The 25,536-nt window shown below is 41.2% G+C and carries 20 protein-coding genes, 3 tRNA genes and 2 pseudogenes; 19 read left to right on the plus strand and 6 right to left on the minus strand.

Annotated elements, in window-relative coordinates; genetic code table 11:
• Positions 1–127 precede the first annotated feature (127 nt).
• A complete protein-coding gene (glnS, locus tag MZ182_RS07125; protein ID WP_248066409.1) occupies positions 128–1,798 on the plus strand; it encodes a glutamine--tRNA ligase in 1,671 nt (556 codons plus the stop codon).
• Between the two features lie 99 nt (positions 1,799–1,897).
• Here glnS and MZ182_RS07130 read toward each other — a convergent pair whose 3' ends face one another.
• Positions 1,898–2,494, minus strand: coding sequence for a Yip1 family protein (locus MZ182_RS07130; protein ID WP_011789898.1), 597 nt, complete (start codon positions 2,492–2,494; stop codon positions 1,898–1,900).
• Between the two features lie 282 nt (positions 2,495–2,776).
• On the opposite strand from MZ182_RS07130, the pseudogene miaE (MZ182_RS07135) reads away from it, so the two are divergent.
• The 6 genes and pseudogenes from miaE (MZ182_RS07135) to MZ182_RS07160 all read left to right on the plus strand — a co-directional run.
• Positions 2,777–2,899, plus strand: a pseudogene (gene miaE, locus MZ182_RS07135) (tRNA isopentenyl-2-thiomethyl-A-37 hydroxylase MiaE); the annotation flags it as partial.
• 60 nt (positions 2,900–2,959) lie between these two features.
• On the plus strand, positions 2,960–4,660 hold the full coding sequence (locus MZ182_RS07140; RefSeq protein WP_248066412.1) for a recombinase family protein: 1,701 nt from the start codon (positions 2,960–2,962) through the stop codon (positions 4,658–4,660).
• Positions 4,650–5,441 (plus strand): tRNA isopentenyl-2-thiomethyl-A-37 hydroxylase MiaE, encoded by a 792-nt coding sequence (gene miaE, locus MZ182_RS07145; protein WP_248066415.1) that lies wholly within the window; start codon positions 4,650–4,652, stop codon positions 5,439–5,441. Before MZ182_RS07140 ends, miaE (MZ182_RS07145) begins: the two co-directional genes overlap by 11 nt.
• A gap of 469 nt (positions 5,442–5,910) precedes the next feature.
• Entirely contained in the window at positions 5,911–6,411 is a 501-nt protein-coding gene (locus MZ182_RS07150; protein ID WP_248066420.1) for a hypothetical protein, read from the plus strand.
• A 3-nt stretch (positions 6,412–6,414) separates the two neighbouring features.
• Positions 6,415–7,377: a hypothetical protein gene (locus tag MZ182_RS07155; protein WP_248066422.1), complete on the plus strand. Its 963-nt coding sequence runs from the start codon at positions 6,415–6,417 to the stop codon at positions 7,375–7,377.
• Between the two features lie 326 nt (positions 7,378–7,703).
• A complete protein-coding gene (locus MZ182_RS07160) occupies positions 7,704–8,471 on the plus strand; it encodes a UPF0489 family protein (protein WP_248066424.1) in 768 nt (255 codons plus the stop codon).
• Positions 8,472–8,632: 161 nt separating this feature from the next.
• On the opposite strand, the gene MZ182_RS07165 is transcribed toward MZ182_RS07160, so the two are convergent.
• Both MZ182_RS07165 and MZ182_RS07170 read right to left on the minus strand, forming a co-directional pair.
• Positions 8,633–9,280 (minus strand): hypothetical protein, encoded by a 648-nt coding sequence (locus MZ182_RS07165; protein ID WP_248066425.1) that lies wholly within the window; start codon positions 9,278–9,280, stop codon positions 8,633–8,635.
• 402 nt (positions 9,281–9,682) lie between these two features.
• A complete protein-coding gene (locus tag MZ182_RS07170; protein WP_248066427.1) occupies positions 9,683–10,048 on the minus strand; it encodes a YHYH domain-containing protein in 366 nt (121 codons plus the stop codon).
• Positions 10,049–10,741: 693 nt separating this feature from the next.
• On the opposite strand from MZ182_RS07170, the gene MZ182_RS07175 reads away from it, so the two are divergent.
• Together MZ182_RS07175 and miaE (MZ182_RS07180) are read left to right on the plus strand one after the other, a co-directional pair.
• The gene (locus tag MZ182_RS07175; RefSeq protein ID WP_248066429.1) at positions 10,742–11,263 is read left to right on the plus strand and encodes a hypothetical protein; all 522 of its coding nucleotides are present in this window, start codon (positions 10,742–10,744) and stop codon (positions 11,261–11,263) included.
• Between the two features lie 323 nt (positions 11,264–11,586).
• Positions 11,587–12,234, plus strand: a pseudogene (miaE, locus tag MZ182_RS07180) (tRNA isopentenyl-2-thiomethyl-A-37 hydroxylase MiaE); the annotation flags it as partial.
• Between the two features lie 70 nt (positions 12,235–12,304).
• Here miaE (MZ182_RS07180) and MZ182_RS07185 read toward each other — a convergent pair.
• Together MZ182_RS07185 and MZ182_RS07190 are read right to left on the minus strand one after the other, a co-directional pair.
• Positions 12,305–13,030, minus strand: a complete 726-nt coding sequence (locus MZ182_RS07185) for a UDP-2,3-diacylglucosamine diphosphatase (RefSeq protein ID WP_014610288.1) — start codon at positions 13,028–13,030, stop codon at positions 12,305–12,307.
• 8 nt (positions 13,031–13,038) lie between these two features.
• A complete protein-coding gene (locus tag MZ182_RS07190; protein ID WP_248066430.1) occupies positions 13,039–13,533 on the minus strand; it encodes a peptidylprolyl isomerase in 495 nt (164 codons plus the stop codon).
• A gap of 140 nt (positions 13,534–13,673) precedes the next feature.
• Between MZ182_RS07190 and cysS the strand changes: the two genes are divergently transcribed.
• Positions 13,674–15,053 (plus strand): cysteine--tRNA ligase, encoded by a 1,380-nt coding sequence (cysS, locus tag MZ182_RS07195; protein WP_061782719.1) that lies wholly within the window; start codon positions 13,674–13,676, stop codon positions 15,051–15,053.
• 128 nt (positions 15,054–15,181) lie between these two features.
• Here cysS and folD read toward each other — a convergent pair whose 3' ends face one another.
• Complete coding sequence (folD, locus tag MZ182_RS07200; protein ID WP_014610292.1) at positions 15,182–16,036, minus strand: bifunctional methylenetetrahydrofolate dehydrogenase/methenyltetrahydrofolate cyclohydrolase FolD; 855 nt, start codon at positions 16,034–16,036, stop codon at positions 15,182–15,184.
• A gap of 270 nt (positions 16,037–16,306) precedes the next feature.
• On the opposite strand from folD, the gene MZ182_RS07205 reads away from it, so the two are divergent.
• From MZ182_RS07205 to MZ182_RS07245, 9 genes are all read left to right on the plus strand, one after another.
• A tRNA-Pro gene (locus MZ182_RS07205) sits at positions 16,307–16,383 on the plus strand.
• A 109-nt stretch (positions 16,384–16,492) separates the two neighbouring features.
• Positions 16,493–16,569: transfer RNA gene (locus MZ182_RS07210), tRNA-Arg, on the plus strand.
• A gap of 9 nt (positions 16,570–16,578) precedes the next feature.
• Positions 16,579–16,654 (plus strand) — tRNA-His (locus MZ182_RS07215).
• Positions 16,655–16,916: 262 nt separating this feature from the next.
• Complete coding sequence (tig, locus tag MZ182_RS07220) at positions 16,917–18,221, plus strand: trigger factor (RefSeq protein WP_011789892.1); 1,305 nt, start codon at positions 16,917–16,919, stop codon at positions 18,219–18,221.
• A gap of 89 nt (positions 18,222–18,310) precedes the next feature.
• On the plus strand, positions 18,311–18,919 hold the full coding sequence (gene clpP, locus MZ182_RS07225; protein ID WP_011789891.1) for an ATP-dependent Clp endopeptidase proteolytic subunit ClpP: 609 nt from the start codon (positions 18,311–18,313) through the stop codon (positions 18,917–18,919).
• Positions 18,920–19,004: 85 nt separating this feature from the next.
• Positions 19,005–20,285: an ATP-dependent protease ATP-binding subunit ClpX gene (gene clpX / locus MZ182_RS07230; protein WP_014610293.1), complete on the plus strand. Its 1,281-nt coding sequence runs from the start codon at positions 19,005–19,007 to the stop codon at positions 20,283–20,285.
• A 132-nt stretch (positions 20,286–20,417) separates the two neighbouring features.
• A complete protein-coding gene (gene lon / locus MZ182_RS07235) occupies positions 20,418–22,775 on the plus strand; it encodes an endopeptidase La (RefSeq protein WP_011789889.1) in 2,358 nt (785 codons plus the stop codon).
• A gap of 259 nt (positions 22,776–23,034) precedes the next feature.
• Positions 23,035–23,307 (plus strand): nucleoid-associated protein HU-beta, encoded by a 273-nt coding sequence (hupB, locus tag MZ182_RS07240; RefSeq protein WP_006081127.1) that lies wholly within the window; start codon positions 23,035–23,037, stop codon positions 23,305–23,307.
• 227 nt (positions 23,308–23,534) lie between these two features.
• Complete coding sequence (locus MZ182_RS07245; protein ID WP_248066432.1) at positions 23,535–25,391, plus strand: SurA N-terminal domain-containing protein; 1,857 nt, start codon at positions 23,535–23,537, stop codon at positions 25,389–25,391.
• Positions 25,392–25,536 lie beyond the last annotated feature (145 nt).

The following is a 25,536-nucleotide window of genomic DNA, read 5'->3' on the forward strand; positions in this document are numbered from 1 at the left end:
TATCGTGGCAATAACCCCCAGGCTGTCTAAAAATCAGAGTTTTTAGCACTAGGCATTGTAACAAGTAGTGATCTGTAGGATCATGCTGCTTTTCTTAAAATAGCCATTGTTCGCAAAGAGGAATTCCATGAGTCATGTGGACACTGAAGTACGTCCGAGTAACTTTATTCGTAATATCATCGATGAGGATTTGCAAAGCGGTAAGCATACAAGTGTGCAGACCCGTTTTCCGCCTGAGCCGAATGGTTATTTGCATATAGGTCATGCTAAGTCTATCTGTTTAAACTTTGGCATAGCACGTGACTATAATGGTCTATGTAATTTACGTTTTGACGATACCAATCCTGAAAAAGAAGACATTGATTATGTGAATTCTATCCAGGCAGATGTTCGTTGGCTTGGATTCCAGTGGGATGGCGATGTTCGTTATTCATCAAATTATTTTGATCAATTACATCAATATGCGGTTGAACTGATTAATAAAGGTTTGGCCTACGTGTGTTTTTTGAATGCTGATGAAACTCGCGAATACCGTGGAACACTAAAAGAACCCGGTAAAAATAGTCCATACCGTGATACACCCGTTGAAGAAAATCTGCGTTTATTTGAAAAAATGCGTTTAGGTGAATTCAAAGAAGGTGAGTGTGCATTGCGTGCCAAAATAGATATGGCGTCGCCATTTATGTGCATGCGCGATCCGGTTATTTATCGTATTCGTTTTGCCCACCATCATCAAACGGGTGATAAGTGGTGCATTTATCCAATGTATGACTTCACCCATTGTATTTCTGATGCGTTGGAACATATTACTCATTCGTTATGTACTTTAGAGTTCCAAGATAACCGTCGTTTATACGATTGGGTACTCGATAATTTAGATGATTTTCAAGCGCCGAATCGTACTCGTCAGTATGAGTTCTCGCGTTTAAATCTTGAATATACCTTGATGTCTAAGCGTAAGTTAAACGATTTAGTGACCCGTAAACTGGTGTCGGGTTGGGATGATCCGCGTATGCCAACGATTGCAGGTCTGCGCCGTCGTGGTTATACACCTGCATCAATTCGTGAGTTTTGCCAACGTATTGGCGTCACTAAGCAAGAAAATATGATCGAAGTCAGCATGCTCGATGCGTGCATCCGTGAAGAACTTAATGAGCATGCACCACGCGCCATGGCGGTCCTGCGTCCATTAAAAGTCATCATTGAAAATTATCCAGAAGGTCAACTCGAAACGATTCAGGCTGCATCGCACCCTAATGATGAAAGTATGGGAACGCGAGAACTGGCTTTTGGCCGTGAAATATTCATTGATATCGCTGACTTTAAAGAAGAAGCCAATAAGCAATATAAACGTCTTGTAGCGGGTAAAGAAGTGCGTTTACGTAACGCCTATGTGATTAAGGCCGAGCGTTGTGATAAAGATAGTGAAGGCAATATCACAACAGTTTATTGTACTTATGATCCTGAAACCTTAGGTAAAAACCCTGCCGATGGCCGCAAAGTCAAAGGTGTGATCCACTGGGTTGAAGCAACAACTGCTAAACCTGCTGAATTCCGTTTGTATCAACGTTTATTTACCGATCCTAATCCGGCGGCTGCTGAGACCGTAGATGAAGTCCTAAACCCAGACTCTTTGGTCGTAGTAAATGGTTTTGTTGAAGCAAGTCTAATCAATGCTCCAGCCGAGAAGGCGTATCAGTTTGAGCGTGAAGGTTATTTCTGTGCTGATAATAAAGATTCTACAGCTAATCATTTAGTCTTCAACTTAACAGTCGCGCTGCGTGACTCTTTTGAGTAGGATTAAGTCCCCGTAAATTGGGGTATAACATGAGTTAAATAAAAAGAAGGCCACGTGAGCCTTCTTTTTTATTGTCAATTTTTAATCGAGATAAATAGCTTATTGATACATAGGTCCAAAACCTAAACTCCATAAAATAACGCTGGTCGCCATTAGTCCCACCAAAAGTACTAAGCCTGCCGTCACCATCGAACTTGCATAGATAAAGCCTTTTTCTTCTGGGATATTCATAATGATGGGCACGCCAGTATAGAGAAGGTAAATTGAGTAAGCTAAGCCTATCAGTCCTACAATCATGATGAACCATAGAACGGGGTAAAGAGCCGCGAGCCCCACCATAAAGAGTGGTGTAGCAGTATAAGAAGCAAGTTCGAGTGCTTGGGTATAACTTGGTTTTGCATCGAAGGTTTTTGCCATCCAATAGGCTAAATAAGCGAGGGCAAATACACCTGCAATTAGGCCAAAATACATACCTGCAGACATAAATATTGCACTTTGAGAGGTTAAATATATAGGCTCACCAGCACCTGGATTCCAACCAATATGTGCGGTGGCAATGTAGCTACAAATTGCCGGAATGAGCGCGATCAGCAATACATGACTTAAGCTGCTTTTAAGTGATTCATGGTTTTTCTCGATTGCCTGCCACTCTTGTTTTGGATGAGTGTATAGCCCCATTAAATGATTTAGTATCATTATAATTATCCTTGTTCAGCATTGATGGATGGCTCGCCAAACGTCAGACGAGCTGATAACAGCTCTACAATCTAAGTCGACATCTTGTTTGTCTTGTTGATTTCAGATTGATGTTACACTGAGAAACAAATCTCATGTGATCCCGATCTCAGTTCTCTATAGTGTAGATTATTTATTGGACAAAAAGTTCAGATCGTCAAGTTTACCGAAGGCTAATGCTACAGCTTATGGGTAAATATGCGTAAAATGGCAAAATATTTCAAAATGATAGAGAGTCAAGCCATGCAGCAACTTCTTGCCCCTATTCATGCATTTCTCCGCTGTGAAACGCCCCAAACTTGGATTGATAATGCCAAATTACCAACATCCCTTGATGAGTTACTGATAGATCATTGTAATTGTGAGTAAAATGATAATATGTGCACATTATGATATATTAAGTGATGTGGTTGGCAGGAGCTCTTTATGGATAACTCTAATGTCTCAAGGAATGTCTATTTATACCAACGCTTTAGCTCTGCTAGGCAGGAGGGGAATAGCTCGCTCTATCGACAGGGGGAGGCGCAACGCGACTGGCTTAGTCGCCACCCACACTGTGTCGTTGTAGAGTTAGATGAGCGGCCACTAATTGATTCCGGTGTCTCTGCATTCACAGGTAAGCACCTTGAAACTGGTTCTTTAGGTCGTTTGGTTAGAGCAATTGAAGCTGGTCTCGTGGAACGGGGATCAATAATTTTGGTTGAGCACTTTTCACGCTTGAGTCGAATGGACATAGATCAATCTGAAGATCTTATCAAAAAAATCTGGAGACACGGTATTTCCATAGTAACTGCTAGAGGTAACGGATATTATCCACCAGAATCTGTAAATGATACCAAATCTAGAATTGCTCTGATAATCGAAATAGAAAAGGCTCACGAAGAGTCACTGTGGAGATCTAAAAAAGTGCAAGGATCATGGCAGCGCCGCGAAAAACTTGCTAAGGAACACAAAGTTCCTCCAAAAATGAGAATGCCTTTTTGGTTGAATAGTGATGGCACATTGAATGAATTTGTATCCGTGGTCAGAGATATATTTAAACTGCACGCCTCAGGCAGAGGCCAGATTTTAATTGAGCGCGAATTACGAGAACGATATGGTGATATTAAACCTCTATCAAATGTGAATCCAACAAAGATCATTCGCATTCTAAAAAATGAAAAATGTATCGGCAGAGTTTATGGTGAAAAGCTTTATGAGGCTGTTGTAGATGATGAGACATTCTATAATGCCCAACGAATTCATGCAGGTAAACTGTTTACTAGTGTTCGTGAGGACCGAAAATGGCCTTTACATGGAATGGTGCGATGCGGCCATTGTGGCAGCGGTATGAGCATTCAACAAACCAATGGTTCCATGCCTTTGCTTAGATGTTCTAAAAAACAACGTTCCGGAGGCGAATTCTGTCCATCATCAACTACGTTTCCCTATGTCGTTGCTTATCATTTTTTTATATACTATGTAGAGCCTGTGATACTTGCAATGATGACTGACTATAAACGTTTAAATAGCCTAGAATTAGAACAGGTAAAAACTCAGCAGGAAATTACGAAACTTCGTGTTGCTTTGGCTGATGCAAGCTTGCAATACAAAGCCCGTGTTAATGCGGGAAAAAGTGCGAATGCTACATTATCAGTAATGGATGACTTGCAAGAAAATATAGATTTCTTAGAAATTAAAATTAGAGGTATACGGGGGAAGGTTTCAGCACAGAAATCGTTAAAAAGCATTTCAAATGAAATATACGATCTTTCAGTAAGTAGCCCAAGTCAATATAATTTGGAACTTAATAAAACTGGTTGTAAAATTTTATTGAAAGACAGGGTTCTTACTTTTAATAATTCTGATAGTTATGAAGAAATGGCCTCGCTACATTATATTTCATATGATAGAACTAATCTAAGCTATATTTATACTTTCAGAGGTAAAAGAGATTTTTATAATACAGAGATATTCAATGGCGAAGTTCGTTCTAAAGATTGGACTATAGATAAGTTACTCAATCCTAGGTCTAATAAGGAAATGGGACCGATTGACTTAGCTGCAATGATTCATTCGCTAAATATTGAGAAAGAGAGCGGAACTTCTTTTAAATATGAATTAGATGGGTTGTCCAATGAACTTTGAAAATTACAATGATTTACTGAAACCAATCAATCAATTTATTAAATGTGAGACTCCAATTGAATGGGTTAATGAAGCAAAAAAGGCTGATAATCTACCAATTCTATTATTAGATCACTTGATATGTGAATTAAAGGCTGCACAATCAGCCATGTTTTTAATTCGTAGGTATGCGGTAGACCAAAATAGTGGTGATGCATTATTAACCTGGTTAAAGCCCTTTGAAGATTTTGCTTATCGTAAATTAGGTGATTGGAAGAACTTAGCAACTCACAATCGCTTAACTAGGTCAATGATACCCCAATCTGGCACGAGATATGGGCAAGACTTAATTGATAAAATGGTATTACTTATCAAAGAAGAGTTGCATCATTTCTATCAAGTGCTAGAAATCATGAAAGACTACAACATTGAATATCGTAATATTAGTTCTAGCCGATATGCTAAAGGCTTGTTGTCTCACGTTACTAACCATGAGCCTGATACTCTGATTGATAAACTGATTTGCGGTGCCTATATCGAAGCTCGTTCTTGCGAGCGATTCGCTAAATTGGCTCCTCATGTAGATAGGCGGTTAGGTGACTTCTATGTCTCTTTGTTGCGTTCCGAGGCTCGCCATTATCAAGATTACCTTTCATTGGCTGAGTATATTGCCGGGTATGATATATCAAAACGTGTCAATTATTTTGGTACTATTGAGGCAGAGCTTATTTCTAGCGATGACAATGATTTCAAGTTTCACAGTGGTCGACCTATTTTGAGCAAGTTATCTCTTTCTCTTTAATGTAAAGTTTTCGCGAGACAACCTATTTAAAACTTGACTCTAAAAATAGGCTGTTTCGCACTAATTTCATCAATTTTAAATGGATAGAATTTACTCTTTCATTTCAAAATACCGTTTTTTACTATTTTTATAAAATAGGTTTTTAATTATTAAGATACACTCAATTTAAAAAATATATTGAAATTGCATATGGTGTTTGTAAGTTTTTCTTTACGTTTTGTTGGGTGTAACAAACTTGTATGTGTGAGTCTGTTTTGGCAATAGCATCCTTATCATTCATCTCTCTTTAAAAAATCTCCTGTTACACCGCTGGTTATATCTTATATCTTTAAATAGGTTTTAACCCACTAAAACCTATGTTCATAGGTCGCTTCGCGGTGGGTTTGCTGACGCAAAAAAACGTCGTCAAAACTAACTTAAAAAAATATTGTGATAATATAGGTATAGGTATAATACAAGGAGTTTTATAATGATTTCTAATATTTCAATTAGCTTGTTGCGTGAAAGAGTTCGCCTTGAAAAAATTAGGTCATATGACAATCTAGTGTTGTCGATAGAACGGCGAATACCTGAACTAGATAATACAGATCCACTGAAAGAAATTTATGTGTATTTGACTGAAATGCAGATAACAAATGAAGCTGATTTCATAGACTTTGAGGGGAGAAGGCTCGAATCTCGAAATCAAACTCTGGTTAATTTAGTTCCATTACTAAGTATTGAGAACGAATTGAAGAGCTTGATTCTGGATTGCATGATAGATGCAAGTTTTGAATTTTCTGTTGCGAAATTGTCTGAACGTGAATTGCTCGATTCACTAACGAAAAATCGTAAATTGTTTACGTGTGAAATTTGTGTGAATGGCGTATATCAAAATGACAAATTCAGGCAGTGCGACGTCATTGCGAATATGACTATGGCTATCGCACGTAGCTGCAATCGTTTTCAGCCTTTAGACAAAGGCGAATGATATATGCAGCATCGCCGATTTGCTTCCGTTAGAACTCAGTACATGAAGTCCAGCAACGCTGTTGCGTTGCTGGACCATGTCCACGCACTGCGGCAAGGAGCTACTCGCTCACCTAATGTGCAGCCAGAATACAGTCATAATAATATGGGTCTGTATGCCTATGGCTGTACAGATGGTATCTCTGCATTTGAGCGTGCTTGCGCGCGCTATAAGACGGTCACTGGGAAAAAGATCCGCTCTGACTTTAATTCACTATTCGAACATGTTGTTGTGCTGTCTGAAAATCAATATTCGTTTATTGAAGAGAAGATTGGTAATGAACAAGCAAAAAAGCTTGTTATAAATAGTCTTAAATGCTATGCCAAGTCGATAAAAATGGAATTTGGATTTGAACCTCTATCAATAGATCTTCATTTAGATGAGGGGCATTATGATTTATCGGGTAAGTTCATTCGAAATATTCATGCCCATTTAACATTTTTCAATTACGATTTTAAGAATAAAGTGTCACCGCTACGACATTTAATGGTAAGAGGTAAAAATGATTCCGGTAGAACGTTGCAGCTAAATCCGAATTTCGAAAAAATGCAAGACTTGGTATCCTACAGTTTCAGAAATCTTGGTTTTGTTCGTGGGGAATCGAAAAGCATTACTAATGCTAATCATCTTAGCAAAGAACGTTTTGTAAAGGAAAAGGTTAATCAGTTGACTGCTTTATCTGATAAATTAGACGTTAGGTCTCGGCAGGTGAGGCAAGAAATTAAAATGTCAGATCAGGAGAAGATCAAGCTTGAGTCAGAAATCGCTGAATGTAAGGTGGAAGTTTCTAAATGGAAAAGTGAGATAGATAGATTAAAAATTTATGCTTCAGAGTTGATTGAGTTAATAAGGAGGAGAGCATTACATGCCATTAATAATTTCAGATTTAAGCATTCGCTTGCTCAAAGTATTAAAAATAAAAGATAGTTTTCCACTGAGAGGTTTTTCTATTTTTGAATTCAATCTTAAAAATTTTTTATAATTTATTTATACTACTTTACCTTAGCTAAGGTTCCAAATAGTTTGGTAAAGTTCATACTAAAATTGAACAGCTTTTTGTTAGCAATGACGCTGGCTTAATTCGGTTCTTGGAACATAGCAGCATATGAATTTAAACAGCACTTTGAGGACCGATAATTAAAAACATAAAGCAAGGAGTTTGCAATGTTAGATTCCATTTTAGAATTAGAATAATTTCATCAAACGAATAGGTATATGTGGTTATACTTTTTAATATTTAGAAAGGCATTGAAATGACTAAAAACTGGTTAGTACCGTTTAATGGACGAAATGAATCATCGCACTCAAAATTAAACTTTTTATATAAATTAAACAATATTTACTTCATGGATAATCACAGGGCAGCATCTTGGTGCTGGGAGCAGCATACTCAACCAAATTCTAAGATTAATTTAATTCACATAGACGCTCATAGTGATGCAACTGAAATTAGTATGAGAGACTTTAAAATGCTTCCTGATCCCAAGCGTTGTTCAATAATTGAATACTTAGAAACTGAAGAGATAACTCATTGCGAAAACAGGCTAAAAGTAGTTCGATGGGACAATTACATATCCGCATTTTTACATTCTCATAGAAAAAATATCGACTATATAATGACTTGCTCCCATGGAAGTTCATCAATTAAAGGACTATTTAACGATACATCTAAAATTATAATAGCTAATAATAAAGTAGAAAGTTATATTTTACCTGCCCTAAATTCATTACATATGTATTCATCACAGAAGGATACGCCAAAAAAATCAATTATAAATATTGATTTGGACTTTTTCTCTGGAAAATGCAATACAAATCACCAACCCGAAAAATATTTAAAAGATATTGCAGAAAAGACAGGTAAGTTAATAACCTGTGAGAACATATGTATTACTATCTGCCTTAGCCCTGAATGCTGCGGGGGCTGGGCTGAAGCTGAAAGACTATTAAAAATTTTTAACCATTACGCTGGAATAAACTTTGAACTGCCAGATAATAAGCTACAATGCTTTCACCAATAAACCTAGCCTGCCATAATAACAGAGTATATTACTCAAAACTCAATCACAAGAAACCGCAACAAACAGAAAGATTTAATGCACTTCCGTGTGTAAAAAAAACAATCTTTCAGCGAGTATCAGAATCCATCGTTTACTGAAAATTCATTTTCAACATGACGATTTTATGGGAAATTCTTAATAACTTTGTAGACAATACTACTGTTATCAGCTTTAATTATTTCCAATAAAGCACCTTTATATCCAATAGTGCTTGAAACCGATAAGTCATATTCAACACTATTATTAAATGCTGGCCTTGCGGAATTATTACTAAACTCCCTATACCCAATGTTAATTTTATCTCCAACTCGTCCATTATAAATTAGAGTTTGTTGGAAACTACTGACTTTTTCTGACAACTGTTTTTTACGCTCATAACTACCATCATAACACTCGGTATTACCAAACGTTGAAACTACGCATAGCTTTGAGTTTGGTGATTTATCTAGCATCAAGGCTTGAATTGGGTCAGCCAAAAAACCTGGAACAACTCCCTGAGATGAATAAAAATCACTCTTACTATTATAACCTATCTGCTTATAAACTTGAGGAGGGATATCGTACAAAGTTCCATCAATCATTTGATTTACGATTAGTACATTTTCTTCTTGAATATCTCCCTTTTGAACCATATGGTCACCAACATAAATAGTGTTTACCTTACCTATTTCAGGGTAATTTACTTGCTTAACAGACATTTCAGCTCCATTGTACGGAACAGTAGTGCATCCACTTAAAATAAGAAAAAATAAAACGATAAATTTATTCATATGCTATTCCTTGTATTAACTTTGATTAGACTAAATTACATTACCTCATTGCTTCGAGATGATGTTATGATGAGATTTTTTTGTAGTACATCCTCTCGTTTTTACGTAATATCAGCTATTACCTTCCCATCCATAAAGACTCAGATAATATCTATGCAATTAAAGCGATAACACTTCTGAGTGAATAGCATCACTTCCATTTACTTAAAAAAGATAGACTACAGGACGCATTACTAGCCCATTTCCCCCAGACCGTAAAAATTCACCCTATCAAGTTTGTTGATCTTTAACCTTAAAATTTACTCATCACCAGAGAAAAGAGCACTACCACTAAAGTAAATTCCACTTTGATCAGTATTATTTATATTTCCAAATGGGTAGCGAATACCTATCCCGAAATAATCAGAACTGATTGATAAATGAAAAAAAATCGTAACCTAACTGCAAACTCTTAGATGTTGATACATAACCTGCGTACAACCCATTTTGATGCTTAACCCCTAAATTAGCACCTAAAGATGTTTCGCCATCATGTTCACTACTACCCAAAGAAACACCTAAATATGGAATTATACTGGTCGTATCAAACTGATATTGATATCCAGAATTTATATCCCATGCCCCCATACTTATTGCAGATGATTTTTCACTATTATGGCAATGATATGGCTCACTTCCAGCATGGCAACCATTACTATCCGTCCCCCCTGAGTGAGAAAAAGCAGTCATAGGGACAGTGCAGAGTAAGCATGTAATTAAGATTTTCATGTAATTCCTTTTTTAGGCTAAGCTTTCTATAGAACTTATACTTTTCCAATCTTACTTTATTTAGCAAGCGAATAACATTATCACACTCTATTTAATAACAAATAAAGTGTGATATTAGTTCGAGCATGGAATGATACCTCACCACAATCCATAAAAAGTCATAGCTACCAAACGATCTTGCTATTCCTAAATCGTTGTATCGTGCTGATCTCCATTTAGTTAAAGATAGTGTACAGGTCGTTCGGTCAATCAGCTCCTTTTACTTCGTGCTTTTTCTTGCTTGGGACTGGGCAATTTGGACTGTGGCTTGGGCTGTCGTTACCAGTAGAAATGTGCAGTCTCTAGCTGCCGTGTATGCGATTGGCTGCTTGGAGAAAATGATCGCTTCTGCTGTTTATTGGTGCTCACTTCTACTGTTTTGAGCTGCTCAGTCTGCTACCCCTATGCATCCAAAGCCTTTTGTGCTCGAACTGAAAATGTGATTAGCGTCACAAATCCTGAGTTTGACCTTCAATTTTAAATAAAAAATCAAAATTATAAATTCATAAAATCAATAGGTTACACTTCCATCTCTGGAAAGCTTTATAATGTTACATGTCATTGTTTATAAATGGAAATGTGCGAAATCCTAAGACATAGTAGACTCGGTTTAAAGGCTATTTTTACATGCGGCATTAAATCTAGGAGATGATTATGGCAACTGATTACATCGAGCACATCGAAACCCACAAAAACATAGAGAATGGAGTCCAAAAAACGACAAAAACAACAACAATTTCCAAGGTCAAACGGCGCTCAACTCCACTATATTCATCAATTTTTCATGAGTCTGTAGACTGTTTGACAGCATTACCCAGCACCCAACTGCGGGTAATGCTGCAATTACAGAGGCTTATGACCATTGAACATCACACCACTATTGATCTATCAACATATGCTAGGAAACGCATTTGCAAAGCTTTGAATATTAGATCTACAACTCTGAGCAATGCACTGAGTCACCTGAGAAAAAAGAGCTTGATCAGGGATATTGATAGTAATAGCGGTCTGATACAGATAAATCCCTATATTTTTTGGCGTGGAGATCTGGCTAAAGTTCACCGATTTAGGGATCAATATGCGTATGAGCCCGCGTTGGATTTTGATAGAATTACCGATGGTCCGCTTTCTGACAGAGCTCTAAAATCGTTGGAGGCTGAGTCAAACGTTTCATAGTGGTAGTAATTGGGATATGGGAACGGAGTTTCGCTAAATATATCATAAGGCTTTAAAAGATGAAAATCCTTTAAAAACAATGGTTAAGGTTGGTTGGTGTTCACTTTATGTGTGAATATCTACCTCGTGCCCATGTCACATGAGTTCATCTATAGATTGCGTATACTAGGAAAGCAGCGATTATGTACTCAGCGTTTTTGAGATGACGGCTGGCATCTGAGAGTCTTGACCTAACCCCAAAATTTAAGACCATCATGCTGGAAAATCTAATTTCGGGGACAGGTTAGTAGTTTGAAAATATTAATGTGCACATATTTACATTATGTGAGCTAAAAGCCGCGCAGACAGCGATGTTTTTACTTAGACGATATGCATTAGATAAGGATAGTGGACGCTTACTTTTAGCGTGGGCTAAACCCTATGAAGAGTTTGTCTATCTGAAAGATCGTGATATTGAGCAATTTCTTAGTCGTGATGCCAAAAAGAATGAGTTGGCAACTCAATTTATTCCAAACGGAAATTTTGAATTTGCGATAGATTTAATTCAGCCACTTATTCGTTTGATTAAAGAAGAATTTCATCATTTTGAGCAAGTATTAGAGTTGATGCACGCAAGGCACATTCCTTACCGTAATATTCGTGCAGGACGTTATGCCAAAGGTATGATGAGCTATGTTACTACCCATGAAAAACACATTTTAAGGGATAAACTGATTGTTGGCGCTTATATTGAAGCGCGATCCTGTGAACGCTTTGCTAAGTTAGCCCCTTATTTAGATGATGAATTGAATCGGTTTTATGTCTCATTATTACGCTCTGAGGCGAGACATTATGAAGATTATCTCAAATTAGCACAGCGAGTTTCATCAGAAGATATCAGTGACAGAGTTGCTTATTTTGGCCTGAAAGAAGCGGAATTGATCATGGCACTAGATGATGAGTTTCGTTTTCATAGCGGTCAACCAGTGTAGGTAAAATGGTAAGGTGGATGAATTGATTAACGGTTTAGATAAATTGTTAATCAATTCATTTTCAACAAACTTAATCTTGCTGTGGGCTGAAAGGTAGGCTTTGTAAGTCAATCCCTTGAGGGCTCACACTCAGTACGCTGCCTTGTTGATACCAATCGCCAACAACGATGCGTTTACAGCCATTATCGAGTTGATGAATTGCAGGTCTATGTGTGTGACCGTGGATCATATATTGCGCATGTGTTCTAGCCAGAAGTGCATTTACGGCGTTAGGTTCAACATCCATGATGGTATAGCTTTTATGCTTATTACTGCTTTTACTTTTGCTGCGAATGTTATCGGCAATACCTTGGCGAGTTTTCTTAGATAAACACCCGTAAAGCCAACGAGCCAGCGCTAAACTGCGCAGTTTTCGAAAGCGTTGATAGGCTTTATCTAATGTACATAAGCTATCGCCATGTAAAATTACCGTTTTCACTCCGTATAAATTCAAGCTGGTGACTTCAGGCAATATTTGCATTCCTGCGGCGCGCGCAAATTGTTTGCCTAACATAAAATCACGATTGCCATGGATAAAATACACTGGCAGTTTCAGTGAAACTTGTTTGAGTTTATTCGCAAGTTCAAGGGCAAAAGGTGCGGCAATATCGTCACCAACCCAGACTTCAAACAAATCACCTAGGATATACAGTGCGTCAGCATCATCGAGTTCAGTGTCGAGAAAGCGAGTGAACGCTTGGGTGATATCAAGGCGATCTGCACTCAGGTGCAGATCGCCTATAAAGAGAGTTCGCATTCGCCGTATTATGCCGCGACGCTGACTTTTTTAATCACAACCGCTTCTAATGGCACATCTTGATGCATGCCGCGATTGCCTGTGCTGACCGCTTTAATTTTTTCGATAACGTCCATACCTTCAACGACTTCGCCGAATACGCAGTAGCCCCAGCCCTGTGAGGTTTCAGATTTAAAATCGAGGAAAGTATTGTCGTTTACATTAATGAAGAACTGCGCAGTAGCAGAGTGGGGATCTGAAGTTCGCGCCATAGCGACAGTACCAGTACGGTTTGATAAACCGTTATTGGCTTCGTTTTTTACGGGCTCATGGCAGCGCTTTTGGCTCATATCTTCGTTGAAGCCACCACCTTGGATCATAAAACCGTCAATCACACGGTGGAAAATAGTGCCATCGAAGAAACCTTCGTCAACATATTTCATAAAGTTTGCTACGGTTAATGGCGCTTTTTCAGCATTCAGTTGCAGTTTAACGTCGCCAAAATTGGTGTGTAATGTGATCATGTTTTCATACTCTCTGTAAATAGTGGCGCGATTCTAACTTATCTCGGATTGCGCGCAAAGTGCAGTATTCAAAACCCGTTAGGCCGTGATAGACTGACCCCTTGATTTTACTCCTGAATGTATCATTGAAGAGAATGCCGATGTTGAAGATTTACAACAGTATTACCCGCCAAAAACAGGAATTTAAGCCAATCAATCCCGGAAAAATTGGGATGTACGTGTGTGGTGTGACCATATACGATCTCTGTCATATTGGTCACGGCCGTACTTTTGTTTCCTTTGACATGATAGTGCGTTACCTGCGCTATGTGGGCTATGAGGTGAATTTTCAGCGCAATATTACCGATGTCGATGACAAAATCATCAAGCGCGCTAACGAAAATAACGAAAGTTGTGAAGCCTTAACCGAGCGTTTGATTGGCGAGATGCATCGAGATTTTGATGCCTTAAATATGCTGCGCCCCGATTTTGAACCGCGCGCGACACTGCACATTGCAGAAATTATCGACATGGTTGAGTTATTACTCGCCCGTGGTCACGCCTATGTTGCCAGTGATGGCGATGTGCTATTTAGCGTGGCATCTTACCCTGATTACGGCCGTTTATCGGGGCAAAATTTAGATCAACTGCAAGCCGGTGCGCGAGTTGAAGTCGACGAAAACAAGCAAAATCCAATGGATTTTGTGTTGTGGAAAATGTCTAAACCTGGCGAACCAACGTGGGAATCCCCATGGGGACCGGGTCGTCCTGGCTGGCATATCGAATGTTCAGCCATGAACAGCAAACATCTAGGTCTGCATTTTGATATTCATGGTGGCGGCTCTGACTTACAGTTCCCACATCATGAGAATGAAATCGCCCAGTCTTGCTGTGCCCATGACACACCATACGTCAACTATTGGATGCACACTGGCATGGTGATGGTTGACCGTGAAAAGATGTCAAAATCCTTAGGCAACTTCTTCACCATTCGTGATGTGCTTGGTCATTACGATGCTGAAACAGTACGTTACTTCCTATTATCAGGTCATTATCGTAGTCAACTGAACTACTCAGAAGATAACTTGAAGCAGGCTCGCTCAGCGTTAGAGCGTTTGTATACGGCCATTAAAGATGTCGACTTGACTGTCGCAGCGGCGCCTGCTGAAGAGTTTATTGCTAAGTTTAAAGCGGCAATGGACGATGATTTCAACACCCCAGAAGCTTATTCAGTGCTGTTTGATATGGTGCGTGACATTAATCGCCTAAAAGCGACGGATATTGCTAAGGCGTCTGCCCTTGCTGTGGCAATGAAACAATTAGCCGATGTACTTGGGCTGTTAGGCCAAGATCCTGATGCTTTCTTTAAAGGCGAGGGTAGTGACGATGAAGTGGCTGAAATTGAAGCCTTAATCGTTGAACGTAACCGTGCTCGCAGCGAAAAAGATTGGGCTGCTGCGGATGTGGCGCGTAATCGTTTAGATATTTTGGGCGTTGTGCTTGAAGATGGTCCAAGTGGCACCACTTGGCGTAAGAAATAAGCTTATTCGTTATATTTTTAATTCAAGAAAATCTTCAGTAAATAAAAAAACCTGCATCATGCAGGTTTTTTTATGCTTGCTAGAACCTAGAACCTAGAACCTAGAACCTAGAACCTAGAACCTAGAACCTAGTCATGATATTGCTCGGCGGCATATAAGGTGTTTTCTAATAGGCTTGCAATCGTCATCGGGCCAACACCGCCGGGGACTGGAGTGATAAAGCTGGCATTTTGCGCTGCAATGTCATATTGCACATCGCCGACTAAGGTGCCGTTATCTAAACGGTTAATGCCCACATCGATCACAATCGCGCCAGGTTTTATCCACTCACCAGGAATAAAACCGGGTTTACCCACGGCAACTACGACTAAATCGGCTTGGCGAATTTTTTGCTCGAGATTCTTAGTAAAACGATGACATGTCGTTGTTGTGCAGCCCGCTAGCAGTAATTCTAAAGTCATAGGGCGGCCAACGATATTTGAGGCGCCAACCACAACCGCATCTAAACCATAGGTATCAACGCCGGTGGATTTGATGAGTGTCATTATGCCCATTGGGGTACAAGAGCGCAGCACCGGAATACGCTGGGCTAAACGGCCGACGTTGTACGGGTGAAATCCATCGACATCTTTATCGGGGCGAATGCGTTCGATGACTTTTGAATCTTCTATATGCGCGGGTAATGGGAGCTGCACTAAAATGCCATCAATTGTCGGATCATCATTAAGACTATCAATCAGGTTGAGTAATTCATCTTCAGTGCAGTTTGTTTCTAAATCGTATGAACGAGAAATAAATCCAACTTCTTCACAGGCCTTACGTTTACTGCCAACATAAACTTGTGATGCCGGATCGGCTCCCACTAATATTACGGCTAAACCCGGTACGCGTTGTCCAGCCTCTTTGCGGGCGGTGACTTTTTCGCTGAGCTTAGTGCGGATGGATTGAGCAATCGCCTTGCCGTCGATTATTTGGGCTGTCATGGGTGTAGGATATCCTTTATATGGGCGATGGTGAAAACACTAGTTAACACAGAGATTGGCAATCGTGGCTATTTTAACAGGGCACAGCTACTGTGTCATGGTTAAAGCTGTTGCCAAGTGGATAAAAAAAACCAGATTAGCCTGATAATTCAGCACCTAGAGTCGAACGATAAAAAAATCGTTGACGGGTGTAAAGTGAGGGGATAAGATGCGCTCCGTTCTCAAGGATACTTATGTAGTAGTGTATAAGTAAATAATATTTGAGATCTTCGGTGATTAGCGCAGTCCGGTAGCGCATCTGGTTTGGGACCAGAGGGTCAGAGGTTCGAATCCTCTATCACCGACCACTTTATTGTTATTTGCTCGCAGAGTTTAATTGAATTCAAATGAGTGAATAACATGGATAGCCAAATGCTATCCAACGCCAGTTAGGATGCAGAATATTCTGTACACCATGCGCCCGTAGCTCAGTTGGATAGAGCACCCGCCTTCTAAGCGGGTGGTCGCAGGTTCGAATCCTGCCGGGCGTACCAGTTTCAGTGGTGATTGTAGCTCAGTTGGTAGAGTCCCGGATTGTGATTCCGGTTGTCGTGGGTTCGAGCCCCATCAGTCACCCCATTTTTTAGTACTTAGAGTACAAAATAAAAATAGCGACCTACGGTCGCTTTTTTTATACCTCAGATTCGGCTGTTGAGGCTCGACTCTGCAGAAAACGGTGGCTATAATGTCGCGTCTTGATAGATATCAACTATGAGCGACCTGTGCCAAAAGCCAGTAGTGGTGGGCATTGTAGTCAAATTTAATGATCAAGAAACGAATACCTGAATAGTTGATGACTCGGCTATTACAAAGGGCGTTAGACAAATTTCGAGGTAAAACAATGCAAGTTTCTGTTGAAGCAACCCAAGGCCTAGAGCGTCGCCTAACCATTTCTGTTCCTGCGGAACAAATTGAAAAGTTGGTTAAAGACAGTTTACAACGTGAAGCTAAGCGTGCTCGTATCCCAGGTTTCCGTCCTGGTAAAGTGCCTGTCACTGTAATCAACAAACGTTATGGCGCCGCAATTCGTCAAGATATCACCGGCGAAGTGATGCAACGTAACTTTATCGAAGCCATCATTGCTGAGAAGTTAAATCCAGCTGGCGCTCCAACTTTTATTCCTGGTTCAACTGATAGCGAAAAATTTGAATTCGTCGCGACCTTTGAAATTTATCCAGAAGTTGAGTTAAAAGGTTTAGATGCGATCGAAGTCGAACAACCAAAAGCATCAGTAACCGATGCTGACGTTGATAGCATGATTGAAACTTTACGCAAACAACACGCGACTTATGCCGCGGTTGAGCGTGAAGCTGCAGATGGCGACAAAGTGAAAATGAACTTTGTTGGCTCTGTTGACGGCGAAGAATTTGAAGGCGGTAAAGCTGAAGATTTCGAACTGCAATTAGGTAGCGGCCGTATGATCCCTGGTTTTGAAGCGGGTATCTTAGGTCACAAAGCGGGCGAAGAATTTGTTATCGACGTGAACTTCCCAGAAGAATATCACGCTGAAAACCTGAAAGGTAAAGCGGCTAAGTTCGCGATTACACTGACTGAAGTTCAAGCGGCTAACCTGCCAGAAGTCAACGATGAGTTTGCAGCACTATTTGGTATCAGTGAAGGTGGCTTAGAAGCCCTTAAAACTGAAATCCGTAAAAACATGAATCGTGAACTTGAGCAAGCGTTAAAAGCTAACGTAAAAGAGCAAGTGATTGCAGGTTTGTTAGCGAACAACGACATCGAACTGCCAAAAGCGCTGATTGATGGCGAAGTTAACGTATTACGTCAACAAGCGATGCAACGCTTTGGTGGTCAAACGGCTAACATGCCAGAATTGCCAGCTGAATTATTTACTGAGCAAGCGGCTCGTCGCGTGAAAATCGGTCTGCTATTAGGCGAAGTGATCAAAACTAACGAGCTGAAAGCGGAAGATGAGCGTGTACAAGGCTTGATTGCTTCTATGGCGTCTGCCTACGAAGATCCAAGTGAAGTGATTGCTTATTACAACAGCAATAAAGAACTGATGCAAAACATGCGTAACGTCGCTTTAGAAGAGCAAGCCGTTGAAGCACTGTTGAAATCGGCCAAAGTGACCGAAAAAGAAGTCGCTTTTGAAGAATTTATGAACAAGGCTACTGGTCGCGCATAAGCTAAGCTTGACTTGATTAGCTGTTCGCCATTTATAATGGCTCGTATGAGGCTCCTCATGCGAGCCATTTTTATTTAGGGAAGTGAATAATGCATAATGCGTCAGATATACAAAACGCTCTAGTGCCTATGGTAATAGAACAGACCGCTAAGGGTGAACGCTCATACGATATTTATTCTCGTTTGTTGAAAGAGCGGATTATCTTTTTGGTAGGTCAAGTTGAAGAACACATGGCCAATTTGATTGTGGCGCAGCTACTCTTCCTCGAATCAGAAAGCCCAGATAAAGACATATTCTTATATATCAACTCACCGGGTGGCTCTGTGACGGCTGGTATGGCGATTTACGATACGATGCAGTTTATCAAGCCAAATGTGAGCACTGTGTGTATTGGCCAAGCGGCTAGCATGGGCGCGTTTTTATTAGCCGGTGGTGAAAAGGGCAAGCGTTTTTGCTTACCTAACTCTCGCGTGATGATCCATCAACCACTGGGTGGTTTTCAAGGTCAAGCTTCTGATATCGCTATTCATGCCCAAGAAATTTTAGGTATAAAGCATAAACTGAATCTAATGCTAGCTGAGCACACAGGCCAGCCGCTTGAAGTGATTGAGCGTGATACCGATCGCGATAACTTTATGAGCGCAACTCAAGCCGTTGAATACGGTTTAGTTGATTCAGTGATGACTAAGCGTGGCTGATTTTTGCTTTTGACTGGGCTATGCTCTGTGAAAGGTTAAGTAAATTTAAGACTGGCAGTAGAGCAGACTGCAAATGAGGTAATTAATGGGCGACAACAAAAATAATGGTGACAGCGGTAAATTGCTGTACTGCTCTTTTTGCGGTAAGAGCCAGCATGAAGTGAGAAAACTCATTGCTGGCCCATCAGTATACGTATGCGACGAATGCGTTGAATTATGCAACGATATTATTCGTGAAGAGATTAAAGAGATCTCTCCAAAACGTGATAGCGATAAATTGCCAACGCCACATGAGTTGCGTGCGCATTTAGACGATTATGTCATTGGTCAAGACAGAGCCAAAAAAGTACTCTCTGTGGCGGTTTATAATCACTATAAACGCTTAAAAAATTCATCACCTAAAGATGGGGTTGAATTGGGCAAGAGTAATATTTTGCTGATTGGCCCAACGGGTAGCGGGAAAACTCTGCTAGCAGAGACGCTAGCACGCTCTTTAAACGTGCCTTTCACTATGGCAGATGCAACCACCTTAACCGAAGCAGGTTATGTGGGTGAAGACGTTGAAAACATCATTCAAAAATTGCTGCAAAAGTGCGACTACGATGTTGAGAAGGCACAACGTGGTATCGTATATATCGATGAAATCGATAAAATCAGCCGTAAATCCGACAATCCATCGATCACCCGTGACGTCTCGGGCGAGGGTGTGCAGCAAGCGCTGTTAAAACTCATCGAAGGTACAGTTGCCGCGGTTCCGCCACAAGGTGGCCGTAAGCATCCGCAGCAAGAATTCTTGCAAGTCGATACTTCTAAGATTCTGTTTATCTGTGGTGGCGCATTTGCTGGGCTTGAGAAAGTGATTGAGCAGCGTGCCCACGTGGGCTCGGGTATTGGTTTTGGAGCGCAGGTGAAAGGCGAAAAGGACAAGGCGACAATTTCTGAAACCTTGTCTCAAGTTGAGCCTGGTGATCTGGTGAAATATGGCCTTATCCCTGAGTTTATTGGTCGTTTGCCCGTAGTTGCAACGCTGACAGAACTGGATGAAGAAGCCCTAGTGCAAATTTTATCTCAACCAAAAAATGCCCTGACTAAGCAATACAGCGCGTTATTTGAGATGGAAGGCGTTGAACTCGAGTTCCGCGAAGATGCGCTAAAGGCGATTGCCCATAAAGCCATGTCGCGTAAGACGGGTGCCCGTGGCCTACGTTCAATCGTAGAAAGTATTCTGCTGGATACTATGTACGATATCCCCTCCGTTGACGGTGTGGTGAAGGCGGTAGTGGATGAATCCGTGGTAAATGGTGAGTCTGCTCCTATCCTGATTTATGAGCGCAATGAGACTCAAGCCGCGTCTGGCGAACAATAATTGTACTGATTGCTAATAAATTGAAAAACAAGGAGTCCATCGGACTCCTTTTTTCGTATTGACCATTGAAACTCAATAAACTGTCCCAATATACTCCATTATCAATCCCATTCACCAAAACGGAATCGAGCTATGACCCTAGAGCGTGAAGCGCATATCGAACTCCCCGTGCTGCCACTGCGAGATGTGGTGGTCTATCCCCATATGGTAATTCCGTTGTTCGTTGGCCGAGAAAAGTCTATTCGTTGTCTCGAAACGGCAATGGCCCAGGATAAACAAATTATTTTAGTGGCTCAGCGTGATGCCGAGTTAGATGAGCCAACCAAAGACGATATCTTTGATATCGGTACTGTAGCTTCTATTTTGCAGTTGTTAAAATTGCCAGATGGTACGGTAAAAGTACTTGTTGAAGGGGGACGTCGCGCTAAAATAACCCGTTATACCCAAGAGACAGAATTCTTTGTAGCTAAGGCTGAGTATCTTGAATCAGAGCCTTTAGAAGACAAAGAAGAAGAAGTGTTAGTGCGTAGCGCTATTGGGCAGTTTGAAGGTTATATCAAGCTGAACAAAAAGATCCCGCCAGAAGTCTTAACCTCTTTATCGGGTATCGATGAAGCGGCGCGTTTGGCCGATACTATGGCCGCCCACATGCCACTTAAGCTTGAAGATAAGCAGTCGGTGCTTGAGATGGTCAACGTCGGCGAACGTCTGGAATATTTAATGGCGATGATGGAATCGGAGATTGACCTACTGCAGGTTGAAAAACGTATCCGCACCCGCGTTAAAAAACAGATGGAAAAGAGCCAGCGTGAGTATTATCTGAATGAACAGATGAAAGCCATCCAAAAAGAACTGGGTGACTTAGATGAGGGCCATGATGAGTTTGAAGCTTTAAATCGTAAGATTGAAGAGGCCAACATGCCAAGCGAAGCGAAGGAAAAAGCCCTCGCCGAGCTTAACAAGCTACGCATGATGTCACCGATGTCCGCTGAAGCGACAGTTGTTCGCAGTTATGTGGATTGGATGACGTCAGTACCTTGGAGCCAGCGTTCTAAAATCAAACGTGATTTAGCCAAAGCCCAAGAAGTGCTTGATACCGACCATTATGGTCTGGAGAAGGTTAAAGAACGTATCTTGGAATATTTAGCGGTACAGAGCCGAGTACGTCAGCTTAAAGGGCCAATTTTGTGCTTAGTTGGACCTCCAGGTGTGGGTAAAACGTCATTGGGCCAATCGATTGCTAAGGCGACTGGTCGTAAATATGTGCGTGTTGCCTTAGGCGGTGTGCGTGATGAAGCGGAAATTCGTGGTCATCGCCGTACTTATATCGGTTCTATGCCGGGTAAGGTCATTCAAAAAATGGCTAAAGTGGGCGTGAAGAACCCGTTATTCTTGCTCGATGAGATCGACAAGATGAGCTCAGATATGCGCGGCGATCCAGCGTCGGCATTGTTAGAAGTGCTTGACCCTGAGCAAAATGCGACCTTTAACGACCATTACCTCGAAGTTGATTATGACTTATCCGATGTGATGTTTGTGGCTACGTCCAACTCGATGGACATTCCGGGGCCACTGCTAGACCGTATGGAAGTTATCCGCCTGTCGGGTTATACCGAAGACGAGAAGTTAAATATTGCCAAGCAACATTTACTGACTAAGCAAATTGAACGCAACGGCCTTAAAGCCAGTGAAATTCATGTGGATGACAGCGCAATTATTGGCATTATTCGTTACTACACCCGTGAAGCGGGCGTGCGTTCGCTTGAGCGTGAATTGTCAAAGATTTGCCGTAAAGTCGTGAAAATGATTTTGCTTGATAAGTCAGTTAAGTCTGTGACTGTGAACCAAGATAACTTGAAATCATTCCTTGGTGTGCAGCGCTTTGACTACGGTAAAGCCGAGTCTAAAAACCAGATTGGTCAAGTGACAGGCCTCGCTTGGACGCAAGTCGGCGGTGATTTATTGACGATTGAAGCAACATCAGTACCAGGTAAAGGTAAGTTAACCTATACAGGTTCCCTTGGTGATGTGATGCAAGAATCTATTCAAGCGGCGATGACAGTGGTTCGTGCCCGTGCCGAGCAATTGGGTATCAATGCTGACTTTTACGAGAAGCGTGATATTCATGTCCATGTACCTGAAGGTGCGACACCCAAAGATGGTCCATCGGCTGGTGCGGCAATGTGTACTGCTTTAGTTTCAAGCTTAACAGGCAACCCTGTTCGTAGCGACGTAGCCATGACTGGGGAAATTACCTTACGTGGTGAAGTATTACCTATCGGTGGTTTGAAAGAAAAACTGTTAGCAGCACACCGTGGTGGCATAAAATTAGTGCTCATTCCAAAAGAAAACGAGCGTGATTTGGAAGAAATTCCTGCCAATGTGATTGCCGATTTAGAAATTCGTCCTGTGCGTTGGGTCGATGAAGTGTTAAAACTTGCCTTAGAAAGACCTGTTGAAGGCTTTGAAGTGGTTAAAAACTTGGCATAACGCAAGAAAATGCGCTATCAAGCTAAAAAAAGTGAAAAAAGGGGCTTAACAAAGCGCAGACCTGTGGTAGCCTAGGTCTGTGGAGAGCCAGCTGCTCCAAGCCCTTGGCGCAACTGGCTTTGAGCTGTATCCAGTTTTATTTCTTTGGTTTTCGAACTCAGCTTGAACTTTGAATTCAAGCTTGTTATAAAAGCCTCCGCAGACCGCTCTAGAGACGGATTTGGTTGCGGCGCAAAAAAATTACATTCAAGGGGATGACATGAACAAATCTGAACTAATCGAGAAAATTGCTTCTGGTGCTGATATTTCTAAAGCCGCTGCTGGCCGTGCACTGGATTCTTTTATCGCTGCTGTGACCGAAGGTCTGAAAGAAGGCGATAAAATTTCTCTTGTTGGTTTTGGTACTTTTGAAGTGCGTGAGCGCGCTGAGCGTACTGGTCGCAACCCACAAACGGGTGAAGAAATCAAAATCGCAGCAGCAAAAATTCCTGCCTTTAAAGCAGGTAAAGCTCTGAAAGACGCTGTCAATTAATTTTTGATATCGTAGCCTTTGTAAGGCGTTCGTAATATACAAGCACTGTTAAATCAGTGCTTTTTACGAATTGAAAGTAATGGATTTTGAAGGTTATTTTCTACCATTACTCGGGGTTTTAGCACTTACCTGTGGTAGCGTCTGAATCATCCCCATAAATTACAGAAAGGCGCATCTCAACCTGATGCGCCTTTTTATTTTGTTAATCGCAACAAGCGAGAAATCTGATGTTAGAGAAGATCCGCGACGGTTCGCAAGGCGTGATTGCTAAAAGCATTCTCGTACTTGTGATTTTATCTTTTGCATTTGCAGGTGTGAGTAGCTATTTGGGCTCAACCACTGACGTACCCGCTGCAGAAGTCAATGGTGACAAGATCACTAAAGCCGAGTTAGAGCAAGCATATCAGAGCGAGCGCTCTCGTATGGAGCAACAACTGGGTGAGATGTTTGCTGCATTATCTGCTGATGAAAGATATCTAGAAAGTATTAAGCAGAGCGTATTAGAGCGTTTGGTTGCCGATAAACTTATCGACCAAGCGGCGAGCACTATGGGTCTTCGAGTTTCTGATGAGCAAATTATTACTGCCATTAAGTTAGAGCCTGCTTTCCAAACCGATGGCAAATTTGATAACGAGCGTTATCAAGCGATTTTGCGCCAGTTAGGTTATCAACCGCAAAGCTTTAGAAATATGATGCGTGTTGATATGACTCGCCGTCAGTTAACTGCCGCCCTTGTGGGTACTGAATTTGTGCTCCCAAGCGAAGCAAAGCAATTAGCTGAGTTACAAGGTCAAACTCGTGATATTCGTTATTTGGTGGTGGATTCTGCACCATTTTTAGCCAATGCCACCGTGACCGATGAGCAAGTTAAAAACTACTATGATGCAAACCAAGGGCAATTTATGAGCCCAGAACAGGTAAGCTTAGAGTATGTTGAGCTAAACGCTGCTGATTTTGCTAAAAATAGTCCTGTGACTGACGAAGAAGCACAAGCTTATTATGATGAACATAAAACGCAATATCTGGCTAACGAGAAGCGTTTAGCTGCACATATCCTCATTAATGCAGATCAGGATGATGCAGCGACCAAAGCTGCTGATTTAGCCAAGCAACTCGATAATGGTGCAGATTTTGCTGAACTTGCTAAGGCGCATTCTGACGATAGATTAAGCGCAGAGCAGGGCGGTAAACTGGAGTGGTTTGAACCTGGTGTGATGGAGCCTACCTTCGATGCGGCTTTATTCGCACTCAATAAGGGCGAGCATTCTGCGGTTGTTAAAACGGGCTTTGGTTACCACATTATCAAGTTACTTGATGTACAGGCGGGTGCGACAGTACCATTTGCCGATGTTAAAGCCAAAATTGTCGCTCAGTTGCAGGATAAGAAAGCGGTAGATCAGTTCTACAGTCTGCAAAGTAAGTTAGCGGATACCAGCTATGAAGTTCCTGATACTTTAGCTGAAACGGCAAAAGTGCTTGGCGTATCAATTAAAACTACGCCACTATTTTCGCGTGATGATGCACCTGAGGGGCTCAATAAACCTGATTTAGTGAAGGCCGCCTTCTCTGATACCGTTAAGTTGAAAGGTTTAAACAGTGAAGTGATTGAGCTTGAGCCTAATCACGTGGTTGTTATCCGTGTTAAAGAGCATCACGATGCGGGCACTTTAGCCCTAGAGGAAGTGAAAGCCAATATCACAGAGCGTTTGAAGCAGGACCAGGCGAATGAAGCTGCCCGTGCAAAAGCACAAGAGTTGATGACACAAGTTAAAGCTGCTGCAACTGATCTTGGTTTAGTGTCTAAAGTGAAACTAGGCCGCGGCGAACAAAATGTGGATGCTGCTATTGTGGGTAAAGCGTTCCAAATGCCAACACCTAGCAGTACGCCAGTTGTCGATATTGTTGGTTTAGCTAATGGTTATGCTGTGATTGCACTTGATAAAGTCAATGCTGCAGAAGGCGTGAGTGATGAGTTAGTTAATGCTCTTAAACAACGCTTGAACGCACAATATAGTGAAGCTGACTATCGTGGTTTGATTGACTCACTTAAAGCCAATGCTAAAGTGGTTTACTCAGCAGAGTGATTCAATTGGGATAGTGGGTTAAAACAATTATCCTACTGATAATTTAAAAAGGCCAAGTGATTACCTTGGCCTTTTTTATTTTTTCGCTAGGATGAGGTTATAGCACTACTGTGATGTTCCATATTTCAATCGCCTATTCCTATGG

It is taken from the genome of Shewanella sp. JNE2 (assembly GCF_023159115.1).
GTDB lineage: Bacteria > Pseudomonadota > Gammaproteobacteria > Enterobacterales > Shewanellaceae > Shewanella > Shewanella putrefaciens.